The organism is Paenirhodobacter populi (genome assembly GCF_004022215.1).
Taxonomy (GTDB): Bacteria; Pseudomonadota; Alphaproteobacteria; order Rhodobacterales; family Rhodobacteraceae; genus Rhodobacter; species Rhodobacter populi.
The window spans coordinates 1-24364 of record NZ_SAUZ01000028.1 but is presented as its reverse complement, the minus strand read 5'-3'; the positions used below and the strand labels follow the sequence as shown (position 1 = coordinate 24364).

Sequence of the window (24364 nt, the reverse complement as noted above, 5' to 3'; positions counted from 1 at the left end):
TGCACATATGCCGCGGAAGGATCATCCTGCCGCGTCGAAACACACCCACCGGACCGCAGGAGAAACCCATGGACGTGCGCCAGATCACCTCGGAGCTTTCCGTCACCCCGCAGATCACCCCCGAAGATGTCGCGCTCGCGGCGAAAATGGGCTTCCGCACCCTGATCGACAACCGGCCGGACGGCGAGGCGGGCTCCGACCTCGACAGCACCGTCATGGCCCGCGCGGCGGAGGAGGCGGGCCTTGCCTTCCATTACCTGCCCTACACCCCGGGCGAACTGACCGCCGAGCTTTCGGAGGCCTTCAACGCCGCCTATGCCGCCGCGGAAAAGCCGGTGCTGGCCTATTGCCGGTCGGGAACGCGCTCCTCGCATCTGTGGGCGCTGAGCCAGGCCGAAACGCGGCCGGTTCCCGAGATCGTCGAACTGGCGGCCCGGGCGGGCTACGATCATTCCGGTCTTGTCGCGCTGCTCGAAAGTCTTGCAACAACGCGCTGATTTCGTTATAGGAATCAGGACTTCTATCTTATGCGCTCCCGTCTCCGCCCGCCGGAGGCGGGAATTTTGCAATGACTCTCATTTGCACCCGGATTGCCGAGGATCAATTTCACCCACGGCATTCCGGCTGCACCCGGACAGCCCGTGCCGATTTCCGCGGGAATGCCGGATGCCCCGCCCGGGATCCGGGTGGGTGTCAGCCCGGATTGTCTCTCCCATGGAGAAGAAATGCTTGGATATCTGGAAAACATCCTGTTGCAGGATGACATCGAAAAGATCTGGGAACTGCATTGCGATCTGATGGCGCAGTATGGTTTCGACCGGCTGATCTACGGCTTCATGCCCTTCACCTCCACCCCGGGCCATGAAGACCCCGCCGATGCCTTCGTGCTGTCGAACCACGATCCCGAATATCTGAAGGAATTCATCAAGGGCAACCTCTTCATCCACGCGCCGATGGTGCGCTGGACGACCCGCAATGTCGGCGCCTGTTCCTGGAGCTGGGTGCAGGAGCGCAAACGCAAGGGCCTGCTGACCCCCGGTGAGCTGAAGGTGCTGGAGCTGAACCAGCGCTATGACGTGAAGGCGGGTGTTTCCATCGCCTTTTCAGACAGTTCCCGGCGCGCCAAGGGCGGCATCGGCCTGTGCGCCGAACGCGGGCTGAGCCAGGAAGAGGTCGACGAGCTGTGGGAACGCCACGGACGCGAGCTGATCGTGCTGAACTCGATCCTGCATCTGCGGATCTCGACCATGCCGGTGATGACCGCGCGCCGCGCGCTGACCGACCGCCAGCGTCAGGTGCTGGAATGGGTGGCCGACGGCAAGACCACGGCGGATATCGCCACGATCATGGGCCTGACCAATGCCACCGTCGAAAAGCACCTGCGTCTTGCGCGCGAGGCGCTTGACGTCGAAACCACCGCCCAGGCCGTGGTCAAGGCGACATTACAGAAACAATTGTTCAGCAATCGCATCCCGACGTCATGGAACCTGTTAAAAGAAGACTGATTTCGCAGATTCATCTCCTCGGGTAAGGAAAACCATACTGCCAGAATCTGCGTAAATGGAGTTAGCTCGGGGCGTTCCGTGAGTGGTGGCTTCGGCCAGGAACAGGGTTGAGTGCCGAGTATTGATACGGTTCCTCGCCCAGCCGGTTTTCCGGTTCGGTCCGGGCGGGGTTATTCATCCTCCGTCCGGGCCGTTTCATGCGGCCCGCGGAAGAGCGCATTTCAGATCCGCCAGACGATCAGATCCACCGGCGAACCTTCTCCCATTCATCTTTCCACAAATATCCCGGGGTGAGGCGCTTGCGCCGAGGGGCAGCGCCCCTTGCGCCCCATCCAATGCGCGCCACGATTGAAACGTGCCCCAACCCGAACACGATACCCGGCCGCGGCGAAACACACGCCCGGAAAAGGAAATGCCGCCCGAAGGCGGCATTCCGATCGATGGCCGTTGCCAGCCGCAGGAAGATGGCTCAGTTTCCGCCGGCCATGGTCTTGGCGACTTCGGCGGCGAAGTCCTCTTCCTTCTTCTCGATGCCTTCGCCCACGGCGACGCGCTGATAGGCCAGAACCTCGACGCCCGCATCCTTCGCGGCCTGTTCCACGGTGATGTCGGGGTTGATGACGAACTTCTGGTTCAGAAGCGTCACTTCCTCAAGGAACTTGCGCATCCGACCCGGGATGATGTTGTTGTGGATCACCTGCTCGGGCTTCGGCTTCGCCGAATTGGCGTTTTCTTCCAGCGCCTTCGCGGTCTGCACTTCCAGTTCGTGCGCGACGACCGCCGGATCCAGCGCCGCTTCATTCAGCGCCAGCGGCGAGGTCGCGGCGATGTGCATGGCGATCTGCTTGCCGATGCCGTTGTCCGCGCCCTTCAGCGCGACCAGAACGCCGATGCGGCCCATATCGGGCGCGGCGGCGTTGTGGACGTAGGAGACGACGACATCGCCCTCGACCTTCGCCATGCGGCGCAGGGTCATGTTCTCGCCGATCACGGCGATGGCATTGGTGATCGCATCGGCGACGGACTTGCCGTCCAGATCGGCGGCCTTCAGCGCCTCGACATCATCGACGTTCAGTGCCGCCTTGGCGATGCCCGCGACCAGCTTCTGGAAATCGGCGTTCTTGGCGACGAAATCGGTTTCCGAGTTCACTTCGACCGCGACACCCTTGCCGCCGTCCACCGCCACACCGACCAGACCTTCGGCCGCAACGCGGTCGGCCTTCTTCGCGGCTTTCGCCAGACCCTTCGTGCGCAGCCAGTCGATCGCGGCTTCGATATCGCCTTCGACTTCGGTCAGGGCCTTCTTCGCATCCATCATGCCTGCGCCGGTCAGTTCGCGCAGTTCTTTCACCAGAGCAGCGGTGATCGCCATATCGGCCTCCTCGAAATTGGGGTCAGGGCGTTTCAATCACGCCCGGATGTCAGTCAAATGACATGGACTGGGCCCCGCGTGTGCCGCGGGGCCGCAGGTCGAAGCCTCAGGCCTCGACGGCTTCTTCGACCGGGGTCTCTTCCAGAGCGCCAAGATCGACGCCCGCCGCGCCCATCTGCGCGGTCATGCCGTCCAGCGCCGCACGGCTGGCCAGATCGCAGTAGAGCGAGATCGCCCGCGCCGCGTCGTCGTTGCCGGGGATGATGTAGTCCACGCCCTTGGGCGAGCAGTTGGTATCGACCACGGCCACGACCGGGATGCCCAGCTTCTGCGCTTCGAGGATGGCGAGGTCTTCCTTGTTGACGTCGATGACGAACAGCAGGTCCGGCAGGCCGCCCATTTCACGGATCCCGCCGAGCGAGGCCTGCAGCTTCGCCTGTTCGCGTTCCATGTGGAGCCGTTCCTTCTTGGTCAGGCCCTCGGCGCCCGAGGCGAGCACCTCGTCGATGTTCTTCAGCCGGGCGATCGACTGCGACACGGTCTTCCAGTTGGTCAGCGTGCCGCCGAGCCAGCGGTGGTTCATGTAGTATTGCGCCGACTTTTCAGCGGCTTCGGCCACGGCCTTCGAGGCCTGACGCTTGGTGCCGACGAACAGCACGCGGCCGCCACGGGCCACGGTGTCGCGCACGACCTGCAGCGCCGCGTCCAGCATCGGCACGGTCTGGGTCAGGTCGATGATATGGATGCCGTTGCGCTCGCCATAGATGAACTCCGCCATGCGCGGGTTCCAGCGTTGCGTCTGGTGGCCGTAGTGAACGCCAGCTTCAAGAAGCTGACGCATCGAGAATTCGGGAAGCGCCATGTTCCAATCCTTTTCCGGTTTGCGCCTGAGCGGAGGACCCAGGGGTTGCCCCCAACCGGTGGACCTGCGGGGATGTCTCCCCCGAAGGCCCGCCTCCGCCTGTGAAGTGCGCGCCCTTTAGCCGGTTCACGCGGGGATTGCAAGCACCAAGCGGCGGGCGTTGCCTGACCATCCGGTCAATTCCCGCTTGAAGCCTCTTGCGCGGGCCCGTGCAACCATGCACCAAGTGGCCATGCTCACGAAACCCGACATTCTCTGTATCGGCTCCGTCCTTTGGGACATCATCGGACGCGCGCCGCAGCATATGCTGATCGGCGCGGACGTGCCCGGGCGGATCACCCGCGTCCCCGGGGGCGTGGCGATGAACATCGCCATGACCTTCGCGCGCTTCGGGCTGCGGCCCGGCGTGCTGACGGCGGTCGGGCGCGATCCGCAGGGGGTCGAGCTGATCGCCGCGGCGGAACGGATGGGGGTGGATTGCGCCCATGCCTATTTGTCGGACGACCTGCCGACCGACCGCTACATGGCCGTCGAGGGGGCGAACGGCCTGATCGCCGCGATCGCCGACGCCCATTCGCTGGAAGCCGCCGGGGACAAGATCCTGCGCCCGCTTGCGGACGGGCGGCTCGGATCGGTGCATCACCCCTGGGCGGGGCCGGTCGCGCTGGACGGCAACCTGACCACGGCGCTGCTCGCCGATATCGCGCTTTCGCCGCTGTTCGCGCGGGCGCGGCTCTGCGTCGCGCCGGCAAGCCCCGGGAAGGCAGAACGGCTGGTGCCGCTCCTGGCCCATCCGGGCGCAACGCTCTACCTCAACCTCGAAGAGGCCGGCATCCTGTGCCAGAGCCCCTTCGCCACCGCCCGCGACGCGGCTGCGGGGCTGCTTGCCCGCGGCGCCGCCCGCGTCCTTGTCACCGATGGCGGCCGTGCCGCCGCCGACGGCCTTGCAGGGGGTGACATCCTGTGCGAAGCCCCGCCGCCGGTGATGGTCACCCGTGTCACCGGCGCGGGCGACACCTTCATGGCCGCCCACATCGTCGCGGAGCGCGAAGGCGCCCCCCGCGCCGCCGCCCTTTCCCGCGCGCTGGCCGCCGCCGCGCGTCACGTTTCCGGAGATATCGCCACATGAACGCCCCTCTCGTATTCGCCCCCGAAGTCCGCGCAGCGCTGGACGCGGGCCAGCCCGTCGTCGCGCTTGAATCGACGATCATCACCCACGGCATGCCCTTCCCGCAGAATGTGGAAACCGCCCGCCGCGTCGAGGCCGAGATCCGCGCCCATGGCGCCACCCCGGCGACGATCGCGGTGATCGGCGGGCAGATCCACATCGGCCTGACCGAGGCCGAGCTGGACGATCTGGCACAGGCGAAGGGCGTGATGAAGGTCTCGCGCGCCGATCTGGCCGTCTGCCTCGCCCGCGGGGCCTATGGCGCCACGACCGTCGCCGCGACGATGATCTGCGCCGATCTGGCGGGGATCCGCGTCTTTGCGACCGGCGGCATCGGCGGCGTGCACCGCGGGGCCGAAAGCTCCTTCGACATTTCCGCCGATCTGGCCGAGCTGGGCATCACGCCGGTCACCGTGGTCGCGGCGGGGGCGAAAGCGATCCTCGACATTCCGAAGACGCTGGAGGTGCTGGAAACCGACGGCGTGCCGGTGATCGCCTTCGGGCAGGATGAATTCCCCGCCTTCTGGTCACGCTCCTCGGGGCTGAAGGCGCCCCTGCGCATGGACAGCGCGGCCGAGATCGCGCAGGCTCAGATCATGCGCGCCCGCCTTGGCCTGTCGGGCGGCCAGCTCGTCGCCAATCCGATCCCCGAGGAGGCCGAGATCCCGCGCGCCGAGATCATCCCCGCGATCGAACAGGCGCTGCGCGAGGCGGCGGAGGGTCATGTTTCCGCGAAGGAGGTCACGCCCTTCTTGCTGTCGCGGATCTTTGAAATCACGCAGGGGCGGTCGCTCGAAGCCAATATCGCACTCGTGCTGAACAACGCCCGGCTCGCCGCCGCGATCGCCACCGAGATCGCGAAAGCCTGACTACTGAAAGAGCGCGCCGAGGTCGATCGAGGCGCGCTCGCCGATATTCGCGCCATGCTCGCTCAGGAAGCGGTCGGCCGCCGCCTGCCCCGCCGTCCTGAGCCGGCCGAGCGTGCCGACGCTTGGCGTCATCTTCGAATTCGCCGCCATCTCGTTCATGATCTCGTCATCCGAGACCATGTGGATCAGCACGTCCTTCATCGTCCCCTCGGGCAGGCGCTTGTCCGCCAGCAGCCGGCGCACGAACTGGATCGCCCGCAATTCCCGCAAGAGCGAGGCGTTGAACGAGATCTCGTTGATCCGCTCGGCGATGCCCACCGGCGATTGCGGCACATGGTCGTTCAGCATCGGATTGATGGTGACGATGACGATGTCGCGCGGGAAATCCTCGCGGTAGAGCGGAAACAGCGGCGGGTTGCCGCTGAACCCGCCATCCCAGAAGGCCTCCACCTTGCCGGTCTGTTCGTCGAAAATCTCCACCGCGCGGAACAGGTTCGGCAGACAGGCCGAGGCGAGGATGGCGTCCGAGTTGATCTCCTTGCCGGAAAACACCCGCACCTTGCCGGTTCGCACATTGGTCGCGGCGACGAAGAACGCCGGCCCGCGCGCCGAACAGACGTGATCATACTCGAACCGCTCGACGATCCGCGCGAGGGGATTCACGTAGAACGGCCCGGAATCGTAGGGCGACACCACCCGCGTCACCTGATCGACCCAGGCGGCGGGGGTGAACATCTCGATCCAGCGGTTGATCCGGTCGGGGAAGGGAAACAGCGCCGCGACCCAGCGGCCGATCTGAAGGTCGTTGATCTCCTCGACCTGCGACCAGAGCCAGCCGAGGTTCTCGCGCGCGAGACGCCGCCCGTCCTTCGCGCCGCCCCGCACCAGCCCCGCCTTCAGCGCCGCGCCGTTCAGCGCCCCGGCCGATGTGCCGGAAATCGCCGCGATCTCAAGCCAGTCCTCGTCCAGCAGCCGCTCCAGCACGCCCCAGGTGAAGGCGCCATGCGCCCCGCCGCCCTGAAGGGCCAGATTGATCCGTTTCCTGCGCATCTCCGTCCCTCCCCTGTCTTCCGTTGCGGCAGGGGCGCTGCCCCTCTTGGCCTTGCGGCCAATTCACCCCGGGATATTTATGGAAGAATGAAAGCAGAAAGGGATCTTCATCTTTCCTCAAATATCCCGGGGGTGAGGCCGCGCCCGCGGCCGAGGGGGCAGCGCCCCCTGCGCGCCCGCCGTCAGAGCGCCGTCCAGCCTCCGTCCACCGAAATCGTCGTCCCGGTGATCTGCGCCGCCGCGTCCGAGCACAGGAACACCGCCGTGCCGCCCAGTTCCTCGACCGTGGCGAATTCGCGCGAGGGCTGGCGTTCCAGCATGACCTTGCGGATCACGTCCTCGCGGCCCATGTTGTGCGTCTTCATCTGATCGGGGATCTGCGCCTCGACCAGCGGCGTCAGCACATAGCCCGGGCAGATGGCGTTGCAGGTGATCGGCTGTTCCGCGGTTTCCAGCGCGGTCACCTTGGTGAAGCCGACGATCCCGTGTTTCGCCGCCACATAGGCCGATTTGAACGGCGAGGCGGTCAGCCCATGCGCCGAGGCGATGTTGATGATCCGCCCCCATCCCGCCGCCCGCATGCCGGGCAGCGCCGCCGCCGTGGTGTGAAAGGCCGACGACAGGTTGATCGCGATGATCGCATCCCATTTGTCGACCGGAAATTCGTCGATCGCCGCGACATGCTGGATGCCGGCGTTGTTCACCAGAATATCCACCCGGCCCGCCTGTTCGATCAGCGCCCGGCATTCCGCGCCTTTCGACATGTCGGCCTTGATATAGCGCGCCGACACGCCGGTTTCGCGGCCCAGATCCTCGGCCAGCCGGTGATCCTCGTCGCGGTCGGTGAAGGAATTGAGGACGACATCCGCCCCCGCCTTCGCCAGTTCGCGCGCGATGCCAAGGCCGATGCCCGAATTGGACCCGGTGACGACCGCCACCTTGCCGGCCAGATTGATCGAGAAACTCATTCTGTCTTCCTCCGCTCGTCCGGCCCTGACCTCCCGGACCGGATCGTGCGGATGATGACCTGCCGCGGGGGCAAGGTCCACATCACATCTGCGATGACGGTGCGTTGCGGCGGGGCGAAAGGACAGGATAAAAAAAAGACGCCCGCGCGAAGCGGGCGTCAAGTCATGAGGCAGGTTTCATACAGGCAAGAAACCTATCGAGCAGTGAGCCCTTTATAAGCCGCTTATCGCCTTCGTCCAAGGGAAAAGTTTGCCTAACCATCTGAGCCTCGATAGCTTGCACGCTGAAAATACGAGGAAAACAAGGAGCCCGCGGCCCATGTCACCGATCTGGAAACACGGATTCCATGTGCTCGCACTGGTGTTTTCGGCGATTCTGGCCCCTGCCGTCCACGCCGCGCCGCAGCAGGGAATCGCCATGTATGGCGACCCGGCGCTGCCCTCCGGGTTCACCCACCTGCCCTATGCCAACCCCTCGGCCCCCAGGGGCGGGCAGATTCGCTTTGGCGAATCAGGCAGTTTCGATTCCCTCAACCCCTGGATCCTGAACGGCCGCCCGGCGCAGGGAATCGCCCTTTACGTGGCGGAATCGCTCATGGCGCGGTCGATCGACGAGCCTTTCACCCTCTATGGCCTGCTTGCCGAAAGCATCGAGACGGATGACGCGCGCAGCTGGGTCGAGTTCACCCTGCGGCCCGGGGCGCGATTCTCGGACGGCAATCCGGTGACGGTCGAGGATGTGATCTGGTCCTATGAGACCCTCGGGACGCAGGGGCATCCGCGCTACCAGACCGCCTGGCGCAAGGTGGCGAAGATCGAACAGACCGGCCCGCGCAGTCTGCGCATCACCTTCACCGAACCGGACCGGGAGCTTGCGCTGCTGATGGGCATGCGGCCGGTGCTGGAAAAGGCGCAATGGCAGGGCCGCGATTTCAGCGCCGATACCCAGACCGTGCCCATTGGCTCCGGCCCCTATACCGTCAGCCGCATCGACATGGGCCGCTTCATCGAGCTGAAGCGCAATCCAAACTGGTGGGGCAAGGATCTGCCCGTCAATGTCGGCCGCTACAACATCGACACCATGCGATGGGATTATTTCGGCGACGGCGGCGTGGTGTTCGAGGCCTTCAAGGGCGGCGAGATCGACACGTTCCGCGAAACCAACGCGGCGAAATGGGCGCGCGATTATGATTTTCCCGCCGTGCGCGATGGCCGCGTGGTGAAGGAAGACATTCCCCATCACCGCCCCTCGGGAATCGCCGGCCTCGTCATGAACACCCGCCTGCCGGTGTTTCAGGACTGGCGCGTGCGCGAGGCGATGACCCTTGCCTTCAACTTCGAATTCATCAGCCGCACGCTGACCGGGGGGGCCGAGCCGCGGATCACCTCATACTTCGCGAACTCCGACCTCGCCATGCGCCCCGGTCCGGCCGAGGGGCGGGTCGCCGCGCTGCTGGACCCTTTCCGCGCCGAGCTGCCCCCCGGCACGATTGAGGGCTATGCCCTGCCCGTCTCGGACGGCACCCCGCTCAACCGCGCGAACAACCGCAAGGCGATCCGGCTGCTTGAGGACGCGGGCTGGCAGGTCGATGGCGCGGGCATCCTGCGCAATGGCGCGGGGGTGCCCCTGACCTTCGAGATCGTCCTGCCGCAGGGCGCCTCGGAAACCCGCGCCATCGTCGACATCTACACCGAGGCGCTGCGCCGCCTTGGCATCGTGCCGCGGGTGACCACGGTCGACGACGCACAGTTCCAGATGCGCAAGAACAGCTACGACTTCGGCATGACATGGATGGTGCTGTCGCTGTCGCTGTCGCCGGGCAACGAACAGATGCTCTACTGGGGATCGCGCGGGGTGACGGAACCCGGCTCGCGCAACCTGATGGGGATGGCATCGCCCGCCGCCGAAGCGATGATCCGCGCCATGCTGGAGGCCGAAAGCTCCGAGGATTTCACCGCCGCCGTGCAGGCGCTGGACCGGATCCTGACGGCGGGGCGCTATGTGATTCCGATCTGGTATGCGCCGATCTCGCGCATCGCGCATATTCGTGAACTTCACTTTCCCGAAAGGCTTCCATTATACGGGGATTGGCCGGGCTTTCAGCCCGAAGTCTGGTGGTATGAGGCAGAGCAGCAGCAATGAAGAAACTGATCATTCTGACCGCCATCGCGGCGGCGCTGAGCGCATGCAACACCGTCGCCGGGGTCGGCGACGACATTTCCGGGGGGGCGCGGACCGTCCAGAGCTGGTTCTGACACCCGCCTGACGCCGTGCCGGTGAAATCCGCACGGAACCCGGCGCGATTTCATGCCTTTCCACCACGGAAGGGCCGTGCGAACGTTTTCGTCCGGCTTCTGTCCGCAAAGGAGGGTCAGATGAAATGGCAGCATGTGCAGGACAACTGGAAAGCATTCTACGACGCGATCACCGATCGCTGGCCGAATGCCGACGAGGATGAACTCGACGAGATCGACGGCGATCAGCGTGCCTTCGTCGATTACATCGCCCGAATCACCGATCAGGAACCGGGCGATGCGCGCGACGATGTCCGCGACTGGATGACGGGCGAACTGCCCTCGGACGTGGTCATGGATCCCGAGCACGACAATCATTCGATCGCGCTGTCGGAAAAATACCTGCCCGACGGCGAGGATGAATATGACGACGACAGCCGGTTCGGCGATGACCGCTGATTTCGGGCGCTGACCCGGCGGCGCCGGGGTGGCGGGTTGCGCCCGCCCCCGGCGCATCGTAGCAGGGGCCATGCCACCGATGGACCATCTTGCCGAAATCCTCTCCGCCCCGCTGACGCGGCTGGGGCAGGTCGCCCGGGCGCATCCGGATCGGTCGGCGTTACAGATCCTGCGCCCGACCGGGGCGGAACGCTGGTCCTATGGGCGGCTCGACGCGGCGATCGGCGGCACCGCGACCGGGCTTTTGCGATCGGGGCTTTTGCGATCGGGGCTGGCGGCTGGCGACCGGGTGGCGGTGACGACCGGCGATGTGCCGGAAACGCCCGTCGCCGTGCTGGGCGCGCTGGCGGCCGGGCTGGTGCCCGTGCTGTGCCGGGAACCGCATCCGGCGGTGAAGGCGGTGATCGGCGCGGCGGATCTGTCCCTCGCCGATCTGCGCGGCTTCGCGACGCTGCCGCCCATGACCTCACCCGCGCCGCCAGACAAGGCCTTCGCGGCGCTTGAGCACTGGCGCGAACATGCCGGGATCGGGCCCGGGGACCGGCTTCTCCATGTCGGCGCCTTCGATGATCCGCTGACCCTGATGGCAGGGCTCCTTGCCCCCTGGACCGCCGAGGCCACGGCGCTGATCCCGGCGCCCGGCGTCGCGGCCGAGGCGCTGCCCCTGCTGCTGCGCCGCTTCGACGCCACGGTCCTTGGCGCGCCGGCCCCGGTGCTGCTCCGCATCCTCGCCGCGCATCCGAAACCGGCGCTGCCGCGGCTGCGCCATGCGGTCTGCCTTGGCCCCGTCCCCGAAACCCTGCGCCGGGACTGGCGCGAGGCGACCGGCACCCCGCTCCTGGACGCCGGTCCCCTGCCCGTCCCCGCGCCCTGACCCCGGAGGTTCCCATGATACCCCTCGACATCTTCGCCGATCCCGTCTGTCCCTGGTGCCTGATCGGCAAGGCGCGGCTCGACCGCGCGCTTGAGGCGCGCCCCGGCCATCCCTTCGTCCTCGCCTGGCATCCGTTCCAGCTCAACCCGACCCTGCCACCCGAGGGCATGGATCGGCAGGCCTTCCTGCAGGCCCGCTTCGGCGCCGAGGCCGACCGCATCCACGCCCCGGTCATCGAGGCGGCGCGGGACGCCGGGCTGACGCTCGACCTCGCCGCGATCCGGCGGATGCCGAACACGCTCGACGCCCACCGGCTGATCCACTGGGCGGGGCTGGAGGGGCGGCAGACCCCCGTCGTCTCGGCACTGCTGCGCGCCTATTGGCGCGAAGGCCGCGACATCGGAGACCATGAGGTTCTGGCCGATATCGGCGCCTCGCAGGGGATGGACCGGGCGCTGGTCGCGCGGCTTCTGGCCTCCGACGCCGACCGCGACACGGTGGCCGAGCGCGAAGCCCATGCCCGCGCGCGCGGGTTGAAGGCGGTGCCGACCTTCATCATCGGCAACCAATATGTGGTCGAAGGCGCGCAGACGACGGATTTCTGGCTCCAGGTGATCGACGATCTGGCGCAGGCACAAGCACAGGCACAAACCCCGCCCCCGACAACGCACTGAACGCGCGGAATCCTTTCCCGCATCCCATCGCCACGGCGCTTTTCCCAATGCGGGAAAAGCGCCTCCCACATCCCGCGACACCCGCCGCATCCGCCCCGGGACAAGCACCGCAGTATGGCTGCGGACCGCGCCGCCGCCAGCCGACGGGTCGATCTTGTCCGGTCTGAACACCGGCACATCCGGTTTCCCCGTCCGTCAGGGCATAAAGTTCCGCGGCGCCCTCGCGCGCCTCGGCAAGGCTGGCACCCGCCTGCGGCAGAAGCCGGCGAATATAGACCGCGGCCAGCGCGGTGCGGGGACCGGCGGCGCCCCCATGCGCCCACCGGACATCACACCCGCCCCCTGACCCGGCCCCGTCGGCGTTCCGAACACCCCTCCCAAGACACTGCTTCTCCCATCATCTTTCCATAAATATCCCGGGGGTGAATTTGCGCGCCAGCGCAAAGAGGGGGCAGCGCCCCCCTTCGCCCCCGCCGATACCGCCCCGGCCCGGCATCCTTCGCAACGGTGAACATCCCCCTGTGTGCCAAAGCCCGCTAAGGGCGCTGGTATTTTGCCGCCGGAGCTATATGTTCGCGCCGAAACTCTGAAGGCTGTATCCCCGTGACACCACCGACCTACCCGCCGGAGGCCAAGCGCCTGCCGCTTCCCGAATTCGTGGCGCTTCTGGCTTTCATGATGGCGCTCGTCGCCTTTTCCATCGACGCGATGCTGCCCTCGCTGCCCGTGATCGCGCGGGAACTCTCGCCGCAGGACGTGAACCGCGCGCAGCTCGTGCTGACCATTTTCATGATGGGGATGGGGCTCGGTACCTTCTTCGCCGGTCCCGTCTCGGACGCGATCGGGCGCAAGTCGACGCTGGCCGGGGGCTTGGCGATCTATGTCGTGGGCGCGCTGCTGGCGGTCTGGTCGAAGAGCCTCGAGATGCTGCTCCTTGCCCGTTTCATTCAGGGCATCGGCGCCTCGGCCGGGCGAATCGTTTCCATGGCGCTGATCCGCGATCTGTATGCGGGGTCGGACATGGCCAAGATCACCTCCTTCGTGATGATGTTCTTCATCCTGATCCCGGCCATCGCGCCGACGATCGGCGGCCTGCTGGCGCTGCAATTCGGCTGGCGCGGGGTGTTCGGCGCCTTCGTGGTGTTCGGCATCGTGCTGGTCAGCTGGATGGGCCTGCGCCAGCCCGAGACCCTGCCCGACGCCCGCCGCCGCCCGCTGATCCCGGCGCAGCTTCTGGCCGGCGCGCGCGAGGTCCTGTCGAACCGCGATGTGGTGCTCTACACGCTGGTGATCGCGCTCGGCTTCGGGCAGATGTTCGCGCTGCTGTCCTCGGCGCCGCAGCTGTTCGCGGCCTTCGGGGTGACGGACACCTTCCCCTACTGGTTCGGCTTCGGAGCGATCCTCGCGGGCTCCGCCTCGGCGTTCAACGCGCGCTTCGTGATGCGGCTCGGCATGCACCGGATTTCGCGCGCCGCCTATCTGATGCAGATGGTCGTCTCGGCCGGGATGCTGGCGCTGCTGCTGCTTGGCCATATCGTCGGGCCGGGCTGGTTCTGGCTGATCTTCCTGTGGAACGTGTCGGTGTTCTTCATGGCCGGGGTCACCTTCGGCAACCTGAACGCGATGGCGATGCAGAAGATGGGGCATCTGGCGGGAATGGCCGCCTCGGTCATCGCGGCGATCTCGACGATTGGTGCCGTGGTGATCGCGGCGCCGGTCGGGCTGATGTTCCGGGGCACGCCGATGCCTTTGGTCGTCGCCGCGCTGATCTGTTCGACCATCGCCTGGTGGATCCTCGGCCGCACCACGCAACCGGGCGAGGAATAGGCCTCAGGCCTTCGCCTTCTTCGCCTCGATCACCTTTTCCGCAAGGTCCCGGGCGATGGCGAAGGCGCCCTTGATCCGTTCCGCATCGGATCCCCAGTCGCGCGCGACGAAGACCTTGTTACCGTTGATCTTCGCCTGCCCGCGCTGCGCCTGCAGGAATTCGACAAGCCCGGCCGGATTCGGGAATTTGTCCAGATGGAACTGGATCGTCGCGCCCTTCGGCCCGGCGTCCAGCCGCGCGATATGGGCACGCTTCGCCATCCCCTTGATCCGCACCACCAGCAGCAGGGTGTTCACCTCTTTCGGCAAGGGGCCGAAGCGGTCGATCAGCTCGGCCGCGAAGCCTTCCAGCTCGACCTTCGTCACCAGCCCGGACAGCCGCCGGTAGAGGCCAAGCCGCACATCCAGATCGGCGATATAGCTTTCGGGGATCATCACCGGCACGCCAAGGTTGATCTGCGGCGACCATTCGCCATCCTCGGCCAGATCGGTCAGGTCGCCGGACCTCAGCCGGGCGATCGTTTCTTCCAGCATCGCCTGATAGAGTTCGTAGCCGACCTCGCGGATATGGCCCGACTGTTCCTCCCCCAGCAGGTTTCCGGCGCCGCGCAGGTCCAGATCCTGCGAGGCGAGGCTGAACCCCGCCCCCAGATTGTCGAGGCTGCCCAGAAGCCGCAGCCGCTTGACCGCCTGCGGGGTCAGCGGCATCCGCGGCTTGGTCGTCAGGTAGCAATAGGCCCGCGCCTTGGACCGGCCCACGCGCCCCCGGATCTGGTAAAGCTGGCTCAGCCCGAACATATCGGCGCGATGGATGATCATCGTGTTGGCAGTCGGAATATCCAGCCCCGACTCGACGATGCTGGTGGCCAGCAGCACATCGTATTTGCCGTCGTAGAAGGCGTTCATCCGGTCATCGAGTTCCCCCGCCGCCATCTGCCCATGGGCGACGACATAGCTGACCTCGGGCACATGGGTTTTGAGGAACGCCTCCACCTCGGCCAGATCGGTGATGCGCGGCACGACGTAGAAGGACTGCCCACCGCGATAGCGTTCGCGCAGCAAGGCCTCGCGGATCGTCACCGCGTCGAATTCGCTGACATAGGTGCGGATCGCCAGCCGGTCGACGGGCGGCGTGCCGATGATCGACAGGTCGCGCACCCCGGTCAGGCTGAGCTGGAGCGTGCGCGGAATCGGCGTCGCGGTCAGCGTGAGGACGTGGATTTCCGAACGCAGTTCCTTCAGCCGCTCCTTGTGGTTCACGCCGAAATGCTGCTCCTCGTCGATCACCAGCAGGCCGAGGTTGCGGAACCGCACCGACTTCGCCAGCACCGCATGGGTGCCGATGACGATATCGACGGTGCCGTCGGCCAGCCCCTCGCGGGTCTTCGCGGCATCCTTGGCCGAGACGAAGCGCGACAGCGGCCGCACGTTCAGCGCCGTGCCGCGGAAACGTTCGGCGAAGGTCTTGTAGTGCTGCCGCGCCAGCAGCGTGGTGGGCGCGATCACCGCCACCTGCATGCCGGAAACGGCGGCGACAAAGGCCGCGCGCATCGCCACCTCGGTCTTGCCGAACCCCACGTCGCCCACCACCAGCCGATCCATCGGCGTGCCCGAGGCAAGGTCGTTCACCACATCCTCGATCGCCGACATCTGATCGTCGGTTTCCGTATAGGGGAAGCGGGCGGCGAAGGATTCCCATTCGTGATGCGGCGCCTCAAGGATCGGCGCGGCGCGCAGATGGCGTTCGGCGGCGATCCGCATGAGCTTGTCGGCGATCAGGCGGATGCGTTCCTTCAGCTTCGCCTTCTTCGCCTGCCACGCCCCGCCACCAAGCTTGTCGAGCAGCCCTTCCTCATGCCCGTAACGGCTGAGGAGTTCGATGTTCGTCACCGGCAGATACAGCCGGTCGCCGCCCGCATATTCCAACAAAACGCAATCGAGCGGCGCGCCAAGCGCCTCGACCGTCTCCAGCCCCTTGTAACGCCCGACCCCGTGATCGACATGGACCACCAGATCGCCGGGGGTCAGGCTTTGCGCCTCGGTCAGGAAGTTGTCGGCCTTGCGCTTCTTCTTGGGTCGCGAAATCAGCCGGTCGCCCAGCACGTCCTGTTCGGAAATGACGGTCAGCCCCTCGGCCTCGAAGCCGTGGTCCAGCGCCCAGATGGCAAGGCCGATCCCGCCGATCTCGCGCGCGTCGCGGATCGTCCGGGGCGAGGTCATGCCTTCGTCCTCAAGCAACCCCTTCAACCGTTCGCGCGCGCCTTCGGACCAGCTGGCGATCACCACCGGTCCATGTTCAAGTCGTTTCTGAATATGATCCCTCAACGCGCCGAAAAGGCTCACATTCTCAAGCTGTCGTTCCGGCGCGAAATTGCGGCCGATGCGGGCTTCGGCATTCAGGATACCCGGGCCCGGGGGGGCTGGCAGGACCTGCAACCGCAGCACCCGATGCGGCGCCAGCGCCGCTTTCCATCCCGCCTCGTCCAGATACAGCAGGCCGGGCGGCGCGGGTTTGTAGACCGTATCCACCCGGTCCTTGCGCAGCATCGCCTCGCGCCGCGTGTCGTATTGATCGACGATCCCTTCCCAGCGGGAAATCCGCTGCGGCTCGATCTGATCGTCGATCATCACCGAGGCGTCGGGCAGATAATCGAACAACGTTTCCAGCCGTTCGTGGAAAAAGCCCAGCCAGTGTTCCATCCCCGCATGCTTGCGCCCGGCCGAGACGGCTTCATACAAGGGATCGTCCGTCCCGCCCGCGCCGAATTCGATACGGTAATTCTGCCGGAACCGGGTGATCGAGGGTTCGTCGAGGATCACCTCGCTGACGGGTGCGAATTCGACATGTTTCAGCTTTTCGGTGGTGCGCTGCGTTTCCGGGTCGAACCGACGCGCGCCATCCAGCACGTCGCCGAACAGGTCGAGCCGCACCGGCCCCGTCTCTCCCGGCGGATAGATGTCGATGATGCCGCCACGCACCGCATAATCGCCGGGCTCCGCCACCGTCGACACCGGCGAGAAGCCCATCCGCGCCAGAAACTCGCGCAGGCGTTTTTCGTGGATCGGTCCGCCGACCTTGGCGGTGAAGCTCGACGCGCCGACGACATCGCGGGCGGGCACCTTCTGCATCGCGGCGTTGAGCGTGGTCAGCAGCACGAACGGCCCCGGCACACCCGCCGTGAGCGCCGCCAGCGTCGCCATCCGCGTCGCCGCGATCTCGGGGTTCGGCGAGACACGATCATAGGGCAGGCAGTCCCAGGCCGGGAAGGACAGCACCACCGCCTCGGGCGCGAAGAAGGCCAGCGCGGCGCGCATCGCCTCCAGCCGCCGGTCGTCGCGGGCGATGTGGATCACCGGACGCCCGCGCGCCAGTTCCTTGCCCAGAAGTTTCGCATCATAGCCCTCGGGGGCGCCGGAAAGAAGAAAGTGATCCATGCGTTCCGAGGTATCCGGCCCGGCCGCGCTGTCAAGCCCCGATGGCGGGTTGGGGTGCGGAACTCAGGGCCGGGGGCGCGGGCGGATGGGGTGGCAGGGGGCGCTGCCCCCGCCCGTTCCGGGCTCCCCCGGGATATTTAGGGAAAAACGACGGCAGAAACGGAGTTTTTGGCGAGAGACCGATCGTCACAGATAGGGACGGATCAGATGCGCCATCCCCCACAGCGCCGTCACCGCGAGCGAAACGAAGCCGATCGCCTGCACCAGCAGCCGGTGCCGCATCAGCGCGGCGACCAGATCGGAGGGGGTGATCCCCGCCTCGGCCACGCGCTCGAGGCGCGCGGCGCGCCGCAGGCTCAGCCCCGCGACCGCCATCCTCGGCAGCACGAGGAAGGCCAGCGCCTGCGCCAGCTCGAACCCGTAGCCGAAGCCCAGCACGATCAGGGCCGTCGCAAGGCCGCTTGCCGCCACCGTCAGCCCGACGCCCGACTCGCGCCCGAGCGCCGAGAGCCGGCGCAGGTTCAGCCGCGTCAGCGCCACGAAGTCATCCGCCGCCGCCCCGCCCCGGCGGCGCGCGCGCAGCACCGCGTCCCAGGGCACGCCCAGCACCCGATGCGAGGCCATGGACCAGGTCACCACGACCGCGATCCAGTACCAGAGGCTCGAGAACGAGCGCATGTCGATGAGGTCGAGGATGAAATTCAGCATGGCCCGGTCCGTTTTGGCGCACCCTAGCCGATCGGTCGCCGGGGTGAAACCGCCCGCGCGCGGTGGGATATCCGGGGAAGGATGCGGGCGGGGAAGCCGCGTCGCGGGATTTTGAAGGGTTGAGCGCGGTGCCGATCGGTGGCATCGAAGGGCAGCCAAAGGAGATATGCCATGCAGCCGATCATCCCGTCCTTTCCGGTCACCCGCCTGCGCCGGATGCGCAGCTCCGCGGCATTGCGCGATCTGGCACAGGAAAACCGGCTCTCGGTCAAGGATCTGATCTGGCCGATCTTCGTCACCGACGTGCCGGGCGCGGATGTCGAGGTGGCCTCGATGCCCGGCGTCGTGCGCAAGACCGTCGAGGGCGCCGTCCGCGCCGCCGAAGAGGCCGCGACGCTCGGCATTCCGGCGATCTGCCTGTTCCCCTTCACCGATCCCGCCGGCCGGACCGAGGATTGCGCCGAGGCCTGGAGCCCCGACAACATCACCAACCGGGTGATCCGCGCCGTCAAGGCCGCCGTGCCCGAGGTGGCGATCATGACGGATATCGCGCTCGACCCCTACAACGCCAATGGCCATGACGGGCTGGTGCGGGACGGCGTGATCGTCAACGACGAGACGGTCGAGGCGCTGGTGAAGATGGGCCGCGCGCAGGCGGAGGCGGGGGCCGATATCCTCGGGCCTTCCGACATGATGGACGGCCGCATCGCCGCGCTGCGCGACATGCTGGAAACCGACGGCTTCCAGAACACCACGATCATGAGCTATTCGGCCAAATACGCCTCGGTCTTCTATGGGCCGTTCCGCGATGCGGTGGGGGCCTCGGGCAAGCTCGTCGGCGACAAGAAGACCTATCAGATGAACCCCGCGAACAGCGACGAGGCGTTGCGTCTGGTCGCGCGCGACCTCTCGGAAGGCGCCGACATGGTGATGGTGAAGCCCGGCCTGCCCTATCTGGATGTCTGCCGCCGGGTGAAGGACGCCTTCGGCGTGCCGACCTATGCCTATCAGGTGTCCGGCGAATATGCGATGCTGGCGGGCGCGATCAACAACGGCTGGCTGAAGCGCGAGGAGACGATCCTCGAAAGCCTGATGGCCTTCCGCCGGGCGGGCTGCGACGGCGTGCTGACCTATTTCGCGCCGGAGGCCGCGCGCCTCATCGCCCGCGACTTCGGCTGACGGCGCGTCCTATCGGCGGCAGACCGCCGCCGACGGCGCGGCGTGGGGCGGGAACAAGTGACAGGTGGCAAAACCCCGCCTATAGATCATGATGAGAGTAACGGGCCGGAACAAGGCCCGAACCCAGTGCGGAGCGAGCGGATGACACAGATTTCCAGACGAACCCTTCTTGCCTTGGGCGGTGCCGGTCTTGGTCTTGCGGCCTGCGGCAACGGCCTTGGATCGGGACGCGGCGCGCAGATCGACGCCCGCGTCGATGCGACGCGCAGCTACCTGCTGAGCCGCTATCCCGGCACGCAGGATCTGATCAACAAGGCGTCGGGCGTGCTTTACATGCCGCTGATGACCGAGGCGAGCTTTGGCATCGGCGGTGCCTATGGGCAGGGCGCGCTGCGCATCAACGACGTGACGGTGGATTACTATTCGGCGGCCTCGGCCTCGATCGGGTTCCAGATCGGCGCGCAGCAATATGCGCATGCGCTGTTCTTCATGACGCCCGATGCGCTGGCCGATTTCCGCCGCGCCGATGGCTGGCAACTGGGCGCCGATGCGCGCTATGCCCTGCCCGACCGGGGTGGCGCGATCGGCACCGATACGACGACGACGATGGCGCCGGTGATCGCGCTGGTCTTCGGGCAATCCGGGCTGATCGCGGGAGCCTCGCTGGCCGGGACGAAATACACCCGCATCCTGCCCTGAGCGCCGGGGGGCGCGCCAAGCGCCCCCTCAGCCGCCGAAAACGACCTTCACGTAATTCACCGTCTCGGCATAGGGCGGCACGCCGTTGTGCTGATCGACCGCGCCCGGCCCGGCGTTATAGGCCGCCAGCGCCAGCCGCCAGTTGCCATAGCGTTCATACATCATCCGCAGGTAGCGCGCCCCGCCTTCGAGGTTCTGCAGCGGATCGCCGGGATCCACGCCCAGAAGCGCCGCCGTTTCCGGCATGAGCTGCGCAAGGCCCCGCGCGCCCTTGGGCGAGACCGCGCCCGGATTCCAGCCGCTTTCCTGTTGCACGAGGCGCAGGAACAGATCCTCGGGCACGCCATGCTTTGCCGCCGCGGTCTTCGCCGTGCCAAGGTATTTGCCCTTGTATTTGCCGCTGTAGCGCGCGGCGGGCACCGCCGTCGCAAGCTCGACCTTGTCCGACGGCGGCTTCAGCCGGTTCGAGGCATCGTATTGCGGCGCGAACCGCGTATCCAACAGCTTGGTCTGATTGCGAAACAGCGTCGCGCGGGATTTGCTCGAGGCGCCAGACAGGACCAGTCCCTCTGCCCGCGCCTCTAGCCCCGCGACCGGGACCAGCGCAAAGGCCAGCCCCAGGGTGATCGCCCCGGTGAATTTCCGCATCTGTCCCCACCCACCTCGGTTTTCTTGCGGCGGACTATACGCGCGATCTTGCCGACGGGGAAGCGGGGCGATGCACATGCCCCTGAGCGCATCGGCAAGGCTTTGCCAATCGTCAGGCCAGCCCGTCGAAGGCCAGCGCCCCATAGAGGATCAGCGCCGGATGTTCGGCCTTCGCACCATCCAGCCGGCGCGCCAGCCCGGCGATCGTCGCGCGGATCAGCGCCTGTTCGGGATGGCCCACCGCCTCGGCCAGCAGCGCGGGGGTTTCCGGCGACAGGCCATGGGCGATCAGCCCCTCCGCCAGCCGGGTGAAGGTGCGCTGCCCCATGAAGACCACGGTCGTCGCCGCCGGATCGGCGAGCGCCGCCCAGTTCACGTCGCCGGGCAGCCCGCCCGTCACATCGGCGCCGGTGATGAACTGTACCCGGCGCGAGGTCATCCGCCGCGTCAGCGGAATCCCGGCCGCCGCCGCCGCCGCGCAGGCCGAGGGCACGCCGGGCACGATCTCATGCGCGATGCCCGCCGCCGTGACGGCGTGCAATTCCTCCTCCAGCCGGCCGAAGATCCCGGCATCGCCGGATTTCAGCCGCACCACCCGTCGCCCGGCGCGGGCATGTTCGACCAGCAGGGCGTTCACATGGTCCTGCTTGGCCGAGGGCCGCCCTGCCCGCTTGCCGACGCCGATCAGCTCCGCCGCCCTCCCCGCATGCCCCAGCACCGGACCCGAGGCCAGATCGTCGAACAGCACCACATCGGCGCGCGCGAGCCTGTCCACCGCTTTCAGGGTGATCAGCTCCGGATCGCCCGGACCCGAGGATACAAAGGAGACGAATCCGCCCATCGCGCCTTCCTGCGGCTTGTGTTCCCCCGAGGTATCTTTCCCCGGCCCGGCGGGCAAGCCCGATGGACCGTTCCGCCGTCATCGGCTATTCCGGAAACATCGGGAAAGGGACGGCATGACGGCGCTGATGATCCAGGGCACCGGCTCGAACGTCGGGAAATCGCTGCTCGTCGCGGGGCTGTGCCGGGCGGCGCGGCGGCGCGGGCTGTCGGTCGCGCCGTTCAAGCCGCAGAACATGTCGAACAACGCCGCCGTGACCGAGGACGGGGGCGAGATCGGCCGCGCGCAGGCCCTGCAGGCCCGCGCGGCGGGGCTGATGCCCGTGACGGACATGAACCCCGTGCTGCTGAAACCGGAAAGCGAGACCGGCGCGCAGGTCATCGTGCAGGGGCGGCGGCTGACCACCACCCGCGCCGCCGATTACGCGGCGCTGAAGCCGCAACTGATGGGCGCGGTTCTGGAGAGTTTCGCCCGCCTCGCCGCCCGGCATGATCTGGTGATCGTCGAAGGCGCGGGATCGCCGGCCGAGGTGAACCTGCGGGCGGGCGACATCGCCAACATGGGCTTCGCGCGGGCGGCGCATGTGCCGGTGATCCTCGCGGGCGACATCGACCGGGGCGGCGTCATCGCGCAGATGATCGGCACGCAGGCGGTTCTGGCGCCCGAGGATGCCGCGATGGTGGCCGGGTTCCTGATCAACAAGTTCCGCGGCGATCCGCGGCTCTTCGATGACGGCTACCGCTTCATTCAGGCCCGCACCGGCTGGCGCGGCTTCGGCGTCCTGCCGTGGTTCGCGCAGGCGCATCTGCTGCCGGCCGAGGATGCGCTCGACCTCGCCTCCGGTCCCCGCACGGGCGGCGCGAAGATCGCCGTGCCCATGCTGTCGCGGATCGCGAATTTCGACGATCTCGACCCGCTGCGGGCGGAGCCGGGGGTGGAGCTGGTGATGGTGCCGCCGGGCCATGCCCTGCCCGGCGATGCGCGGCTGGTCATCCTGCCCGGCACGAAATCGACGCGCGGCGATCTGGCGTTCCTGCGCGCGCAGGGCTGGGACATCGACATTCTCGCCCATCACCGGCGCGGCGAGCGCGTGCTGGGCATCTGTGGCGGCTACCAGATGCTCGGCCGCACCATCGCCGACCCCGAGGGGATCGAGGGCCCGCCCGGCGAAAGCCCCGGCCTCGGCCTTCTCGACGTGACCACGGTGATGACCCCCGACAAGCGCCTGACCCGGACCCGCGCGACCCACGCCGCCACCGGCGAGCCGGTGGAAGGCTACGAGATCCATATCGGCCAGACCGAAGGCCCGGACCGCGCCCGTCCCTTCGCCCATATCGGCCCCATGCCCGAAGGCGCGCGCTCCCCCGATGGCCGGGTCGAGGGTAGCTACCTCCACGGCCTCTTCACCGCCGACACCTTCCGCTGCGCCTATCTCGCCGCACTCGGCGTGCCCCTGTCCGGGCTGGCGCATGCGGCGCTGGTCGAAGACACACTCGACGCCCTCGCCGATCATATCGAGACGCATCTGGACGTCAGCGCGATCCTCGGCTGCGCCAGATGATCCTGCAGAGCAGCAAAGGACAGCGTAATATCTGACCTCCTGATGCGTCCGTAGGTCCAACTGCGTTACCTTGAGCCCATCTGAGTCATTCAGGCGGGCCGCAGCATGTAGCAGCCCTTGCGGGCGCAGCGGAAGGCGCGGCCGAGGCTGTGTCAAAACTCGTTGGCATGCTATGCTTTCTCGGTAGCGGGAGATCAGCATGGCCGGTTTCATCGAGGGCATCCAGCGCAGCCAGACGGTGCTTTTTCCGGAACGCCTGGAAGACTGGATCGGCGAGGAGATCTTGTTCGCGTCGTCGATCTGTTCGTCGATGCGCTTGATCTGGCAGACATCGGTTTCGTGCGCTCGACCTCGGCACGCACCGGTCGGCCTGGGTATCACCCTGCTATTTTGCTGAAGTTGTTCATCTATGACTATCTGAACCGGATCCCGTCGAGCCGCAGGCTGGAACGCGAGGCGGGGCGCAATGTCGAGGTGATGTGGCTGATCGGCAGGCTGGTGCCGGACCACAAGACCATCGCCGAATTCCGCCGCACGAATGGCCGCGCGATCCGCAGGACCTGCGCGCAATTCGTGGAGCTGTGCCGCCGGATCGGCGTGCTGCGGGGCGATTGCGTCGCCATCGACGGCAGCAAGTTCAAAGCGGTGAACAACCGTGACCGCAACTTCACGAAGAACAAGATCGCCAGCCGCCTCGCCCATCTGGAGGCCGATGTAGAGCGCTATATCAACGAGATGGTGCGCATTGACCGGCAGGAAGAGGGCGAGGCCCGCATTGGGAAAGTGCTGCACCTGGCCCGCAGATATGGCCGTATCCGGCAGGAGATCGCGCGGCTGAAGGCAGTGGACAGGGCCTTGGAGGATACCCCGGACGGGCAGATTTCCCTGACCGATCCGGACGCCCGCGCCATGGCGACCAGCGCCCGGCACAGCGGGATGGTCGGTTACAATGTGCAGACCGCCGTCGATACCGGGAGCCATATCATCGTCACGCACGAGGTCACCAATCAGGGCTTCGACCGCGACCAGCTCAGCCCGATGGCGATCGCGGCCAAGGATGCGCTTCGGCGCGAAGACCTGCATGCCATCGCCGACAAGGGTTACTTCAGCGGCCCCGGGATCCTCGCCTGCCATGAGGCAGGCATCACCACGACCGTGCCGCGCCCAGCCACCTCGGGCAATGCGGCCAAGGGCATGTATATGAAGGCCGATTTCGCCTATGACGCTGCACGCGACGTCTATGTCTGCCCGGCGGGCGAGGAACTCAATCTACCGCTACACCACCGAGGAGCGCGGTGTTCAAGTCCGACGATACTGGATCAACGAATGCCAGACCTGCCCGTTGCAGGGCCGGTGCACCACCGGGACGGAACGCCGCATCACCCGATGGGAGCACGAACATCTGATCGACGCGATGCGCGAAAGGCTGA

General features: G+C 66.8%; 21 protein-coding genes and 1 pseudogene. 14 read left to right on the top strand and 8 right to left on the bottom strand.

The annotated features are described in order from the left end of the window. The first annotated feature begins 68 nt into the window (after window positions 1–68). Together D2T30_RS19170 and D2T30_RS19165 are read left to right on the top strand one after the other, a co-directional pair. Window positions 69–497 carry a protein tyrosine phosphatase family protein gene (locus D2T30_RS19170; RefSeq protein ID WP_128187204.1) on the top strand — a complete coding sequence of 143 codons (429 nt, stop codon included), beginning with the start codon at window positions 69–71 and terminating at the stop codon, window positions 495–497. 228 nt (window positions 498–725) lie between these two features. Next, window positions 726–1505: a helix-turn-helix transcriptional regulator gene (locus tag D2T30_RS19165; protein ID WP_128210177.1), complete on the top strand. Its 780-nt coding sequence runs from the start codon at window positions 726–728 to the stop codon at window positions 1503–1505. A 469-nt stretch (window positions 1506–1974) separates the two neighbouring features. Here the strand turns inward: D2T30_RS19165 and tsf are convergent, their stop codons facing one another. Further along, window positions 1975–2877 carry a translation elongation factor Ts gene (gene tsf / locus D2T30_RS19160; protein WP_128210176.1) on the bottom strand — a complete coding sequence of 301 codons (903 nt, stop codon included), beginning with the start codon at window positions 2875–2877 and terminating at the stop codon, window positions 1975–1977. A 106-nt stretch (window positions 2878–2983) separates the two neighbouring features. Next, complete coding sequence (rpsB, locus tag D2T30_RS19155) at window positions 2984–3739, bottom strand: 30S ribosomal protein S2 (RefSeq protein ID WP_128187198.1); 756 nt, start codon at window positions 3737–3739, stop codon at window positions 2984–2986. A 232-nt stretch (window positions 3740–3971) separates the two neighbouring features. Between rpsB and D2T30_RS19150 the strand changes: the two genes are divergently transcribed. Continuing rightward, window positions 3972–4868: a PfkB family carbohydrate kinase gene (locus D2T30_RS19150; RefSeq protein WP_128210175.1), complete on the top strand. Its 897-nt coding sequence runs from the start codon at window positions 3972–3974 to the stop codon at window positions 4866–4868. Continuing rightward, on the top strand, window positions 4865–5776 hold the full coding sequence (locus D2T30_RS19145) for a pseudouridine-5'-phosphate glycosidase (protein ID WP_128187194.1): 912 nt from the start codon (window positions 4865–4867) through the stop codon (window positions 5774–5776). Before D2T30_RS19150 ends, D2T30_RS19145 begins: the two co-directional genes overlap by 4 nt. On the opposite strand, the gene D2T30_RS19140 is transcribed toward D2T30_RS19145, so the two are convergent. Both D2T30_RS19140 and D2T30_RS19135 read right to left on the bottom strand, forming a co-directional pair. Beyond that, the gene (locus D2T30_RS19140; protein ID WP_128187192.1) at window positions 5777–6826 is read right to left on the bottom strand and encodes a patatin-like phospholipase family protein; all 1050 of its coding nucleotides are present in this window, start codon (window positions 6824–6826) and stop codon (window positions 5777–5779) included. A 182-nt stretch (window positions 6827–7008) separates the two neighbouring features. Then, window positions 7009–7782, bottom strand: a complete 774-nt coding sequence (locus D2T30_RS19135; protein WP_128187250.1) for a 3-hydroxybutyrate dehydrogenase — start codon at window positions 7780–7782, stop codon at window positions 7009–7011. 331 nt (window positions 7783–8113) lie between these two features. Between D2T30_RS19135 and D2T30_RS19130 the strand changes: the two genes are divergently transcribed. From D2T30_RS19130 to D2T30_RS19105, 6 genes are all read left to right on the top strand, one after another. Then, a complete protein-coding gene (locus tag D2T30_RS19130) occupies window positions 8114–9937 on the top strand; it encodes an extracellular solute-binding protein (RefSeq protein ID WP_128210174.1) in 1824 nt (607 codons plus the stop codon). Beyond that, entirely contained in the window at window positions 9934–10050 is a 117-nt protein-coding gene (locus D2T30_RS19125; protein WP_128187188.1) for a lipoprotein, read from the top strand. The genes D2T30_RS19130 and D2T30_RS19125 overlap by 4 nt, the downstream gene beginning before the upstream one ends. A gap of 120 nt (window positions 10051–10170) precedes the next feature. After that, the gene (locus D2T30_RS19120; RefSeq protein ID WP_128187186.1) at window positions 10171–10488 is read left to right on the top strand and encodes a hypothetical protein; all 318 of its coding nucleotides are present in this window, start codon (window positions 10171–10173) and stop codon (window positions 10486–10488) included. 70 nt (window positions 10489–10558) lie between these two features. After that, on the top strand, window positions 10559–11362 hold the full coding sequence (locus D2T30_RS19115) for an AMP-binding protein (RefSeq protein ID WP_128210173.1): 804 nt from the start codon (window positions 10559–10561) through the stop codon (window positions 11360–11362). A gap of 14 nt (window positions 11363–11376) precedes the next feature. Then, entirely contained in the window at window positions 11377–12036 is a 660-nt protein-coding gene (locus D2T30_RS19110) for a DsbA family oxidoreductase (protein ID WP_128210172.1), read from the top strand. Between the two features lie 603 nt (window positions 12037–12639). Then, window positions 12640–13863 (top strand): multidrug effflux MFS transporter, encoded by a 1224-nt coding sequence (locus tag D2T30_RS19105; protein ID WP_241560763.1) that lies wholly within the window; start codon window positions 12640–12642, stop codon window positions 13861–13863. A 3-nt stretch (window positions 13864–13866) separates the two neighbouring features. Here the strand turns inward: D2T30_RS19105 and mfd are convergent, their stop codons facing one another. Next, the gene (mfd, locus tag D2T30_RS19100) at window positions 13867–17298 is read right to left on the bottom strand and encodes a transcription-repair coupling factor (protein ID WP_128210171.1); all 3432 of its coding nucleotides are present in this window, start codon (window positions 17296–17298) and stop codon (window positions 13867–13869) included. 186 nt (window positions 17299–17484) lie between these two features. Further along, window positions 17485–18006 carry a component of SufBCD complex gene (locus D2T30_RS19095; protein WP_128210170.1) on the bottom strand — a complete coding sequence of 174 codons (522 nt, stop codon included), beginning with the start codon at window positions 18004–18006 and terminating at the stop codon, window positions 17485–17487. Window positions 18007–18177: 171 nt separating this feature from the next. Here D2T30_RS19095 and hemB point away from each other — a divergent pair, with 171 nt between their 5' ends. Together hemB and D2T30_RS19085 are read left to right on the top strand one after the other, a co-directional pair. After that, the gene (gene hemB / locus D2T30_RS19090) at window positions 18178–19185 is read left to right on the top strand and encodes a porphobilinogen synthase (protein ID WP_128210169.1); all 1008 of its coding nucleotides are present in this window, start codon (window positions 18178–18180) and stop codon (window positions 19183–19185) included. A gap of 141 nt (window positions 19186–19326) precedes the next feature. Continuing rightward, the gene (locus D2T30_RS19085; RefSeq protein ID WP_128210168.1) at window positions 19327–19884 is read left to right on the top strand and encodes a lipid-binding SYLF domain-containing protein; all 558 of its coding nucleotides are present in this window, start codon (window positions 19327–19329) and stop codon (window positions 19882–19884) included. Between the two features lie 27 nt (window positions 19885–19911). Here D2T30_RS19085 and D2T30_RS19080 read toward each other — a convergent pair whose 3' ends face one another. Both D2T30_RS19080 and cobA read right to left on the bottom strand, forming a co-directional pair. Next, window positions 19912–20532 carry a lytic transglycosylase domain-containing protein gene (locus tag D2T30_RS19080; protein WP_128210167.1) on the bottom strand — a complete coding sequence of 207 codons (621 nt, stop codon included), beginning with the start codon at window positions 20530–20532 and terminating at the stop codon, window positions 19912–19914. A 112-nt stretch (window positions 20533–20644) separates the two neighbouring features. Further along, window positions 20645–21373, bottom strand: coding sequence for a uroporphyrinogen-III C-methyltransferase (gene cobA, locus D2T30_RS19075; RefSeq protein ID WP_128210166.1), 729 nt, complete (start codon window positions 21371–21373; stop codon window positions 20645–20647). Window positions 21374–21488: 115 nt separating this feature from the next. On the opposite strand from cobA, the gene D2T30_RS19070 reads away from it, so the two are divergent. After that, window positions 21489–22934: a cobyric acid synthase gene (locus D2T30_RS19070; protein ID WP_128210165.1), complete on the top strand. Its 1446-nt coding sequence runs from the start codon at window positions 21489–21491 to the stop codon at window positions 22932–22934. A gap of 199 nt (window positions 22935–23133) precedes the next feature. Then, window positions 23134–24364: pseudogene (locus D2T30_RS19065) on the top strand (IS1182 family transposase); the annotation flags it as partial.

What these genes read in the sequence shown, in the direction of transcription:
- D2T30_RS19170 (WP_128187204.1), top strand. Translation starts at nt 69, where the DNA reads ATGGACGTGCGCCAGATCACCTCGGAGCTTTCCGTCACCCCGCAGATC.
- D2T30_RS19165 (WP_128210177.1), top strand. Translation starts at nt 726, where the DNA reads ATGCTTGGATATCTGGAAAACATCCTGTTGCAGGATGACATCGAAAAG.
- tsf (WP_128210176.1), bottom strand. Translation starts at nt 2,877, where the DNA reads ATGGCGATCACCGCTGCTCTGGTGAAAGAACTGCGCGAACTGACCGGC.
- rpsB (WP_128187198.1), bottom strand. Translation starts at nt 3,739, where the DNA reads ATGGCGCTTCCCGAATTCTCGATGCGTCAGCTTCTTGAAGCTGGCGTT.
- D2T30_RS19150 (WP_128210175.1), top strand. Translation starts at nt 3,972, where the DNA reads ATGCTCACGAAACCCGACATTCTCTGTATCGGCTCCGTCCTTTGGGAC.
- D2T30_RS19145 (WP_128187194.1), top strand. Translation starts at nt 4,865, where the DNA reads ATGAACGCCCCTCTCGTATTCGCCCCCGAAGTCCGCGCAGCGCTGGAC.
- D2T30_RS19140 (WP_128187192.1), bottom strand. Translation starts at nt 6,826, where the DNA reads ATGCGCAGGAAACGGATCAATCTGGCCCTTCAGGGCGGCGGGGCGCAT.
- D2T30_RS19130 (WP_128210174.1), top strand. Translation starts at nt 8,114, where the DNA reads ATGTCACCGATCTGGAAACACGGATTCCATGTGCTCGCACTGGTGTTT.
- D2T30_RS19125 (WP_128187188.1), top strand. Translation starts at nt 9,934, where the DNA reads ATGAAGAAACTGATCATTCTGACCGCCATCGCGGCGGCGCTGAGCGCA.
- D2T30_RS19120 (WP_128187186.1), top strand. Translation starts at nt 10,171, where the DNA reads ATGAAATGGCAGCATGTGCAGGACAACTGGAAAGCATTCTACGACGCG.
- D2T30_RS19115 (WP_128210173.1), top strand. Translation starts at nt 10,559, where the DNA reads ATGCCACCGATGGACCATCTTGCCGAAATCCTCTCCGCCCCGCTGACG.
- D2T30_RS19110 (WP_128210172.1), top strand. Translation starts at nt 11,377, where the DNA reads ATGATACCCCTCGACATCTTCGCCGATCCCGTCTGTCCCTGGTGCCTG.
- mfd (WP_128210171.1), bottom strand. Translation starts at nt 17,298, where the DNA reads ATGGATCACTTTCTTCTTTCCGGCGCCCCCGAGGGCTATGATGCGAAA.
- D2T30_RS19095 (WP_128210170.1), bottom strand. Translation starts at nt 18,006, where the DNA reads ATGCTGAATTTCATCCTCGACCTCATCGACATGCGCTCGTTCTCGAGC.
- hemB (WP_128210169.1), top strand. Translation starts at nt 18,178, where the DNA reads ATGCAGCCGATCATCCCGTCCTTTCCGGTCACCCGCCTGCGCCGGATG.
- D2T30_RS19085 (WP_128210168.1), top strand. Translation starts at nt 19,327, where the DNA reads ATGACACAGATTTCCAGACGAACCCTTCTTGCCTTGGGCGGTGCCGGT.
- D2T30_RS19080 (WP_128210167.1), bottom strand. Translation starts at nt 20,532, where the DNA reads ATGCGGAAATTCACCGGGGCGATCACCCTGGGGCTGGCCTTTGCGCTG.
- cobA (WP_128210166.1), bottom strand. Translation starts at nt 21,373, where the DNA reads ATGGGCGGATTCGTCTCCTTTGTATCCTCGGGTCCGGGCGATCCGGAG.
- D2T30_RS19070 (WP_128210165.1), top strand. Translation starts at nt 21,489, where the DNA reads ATGACGGCGCTGATGATCCAGGGCACCGGCTCGAACGTCGGGAAATCG.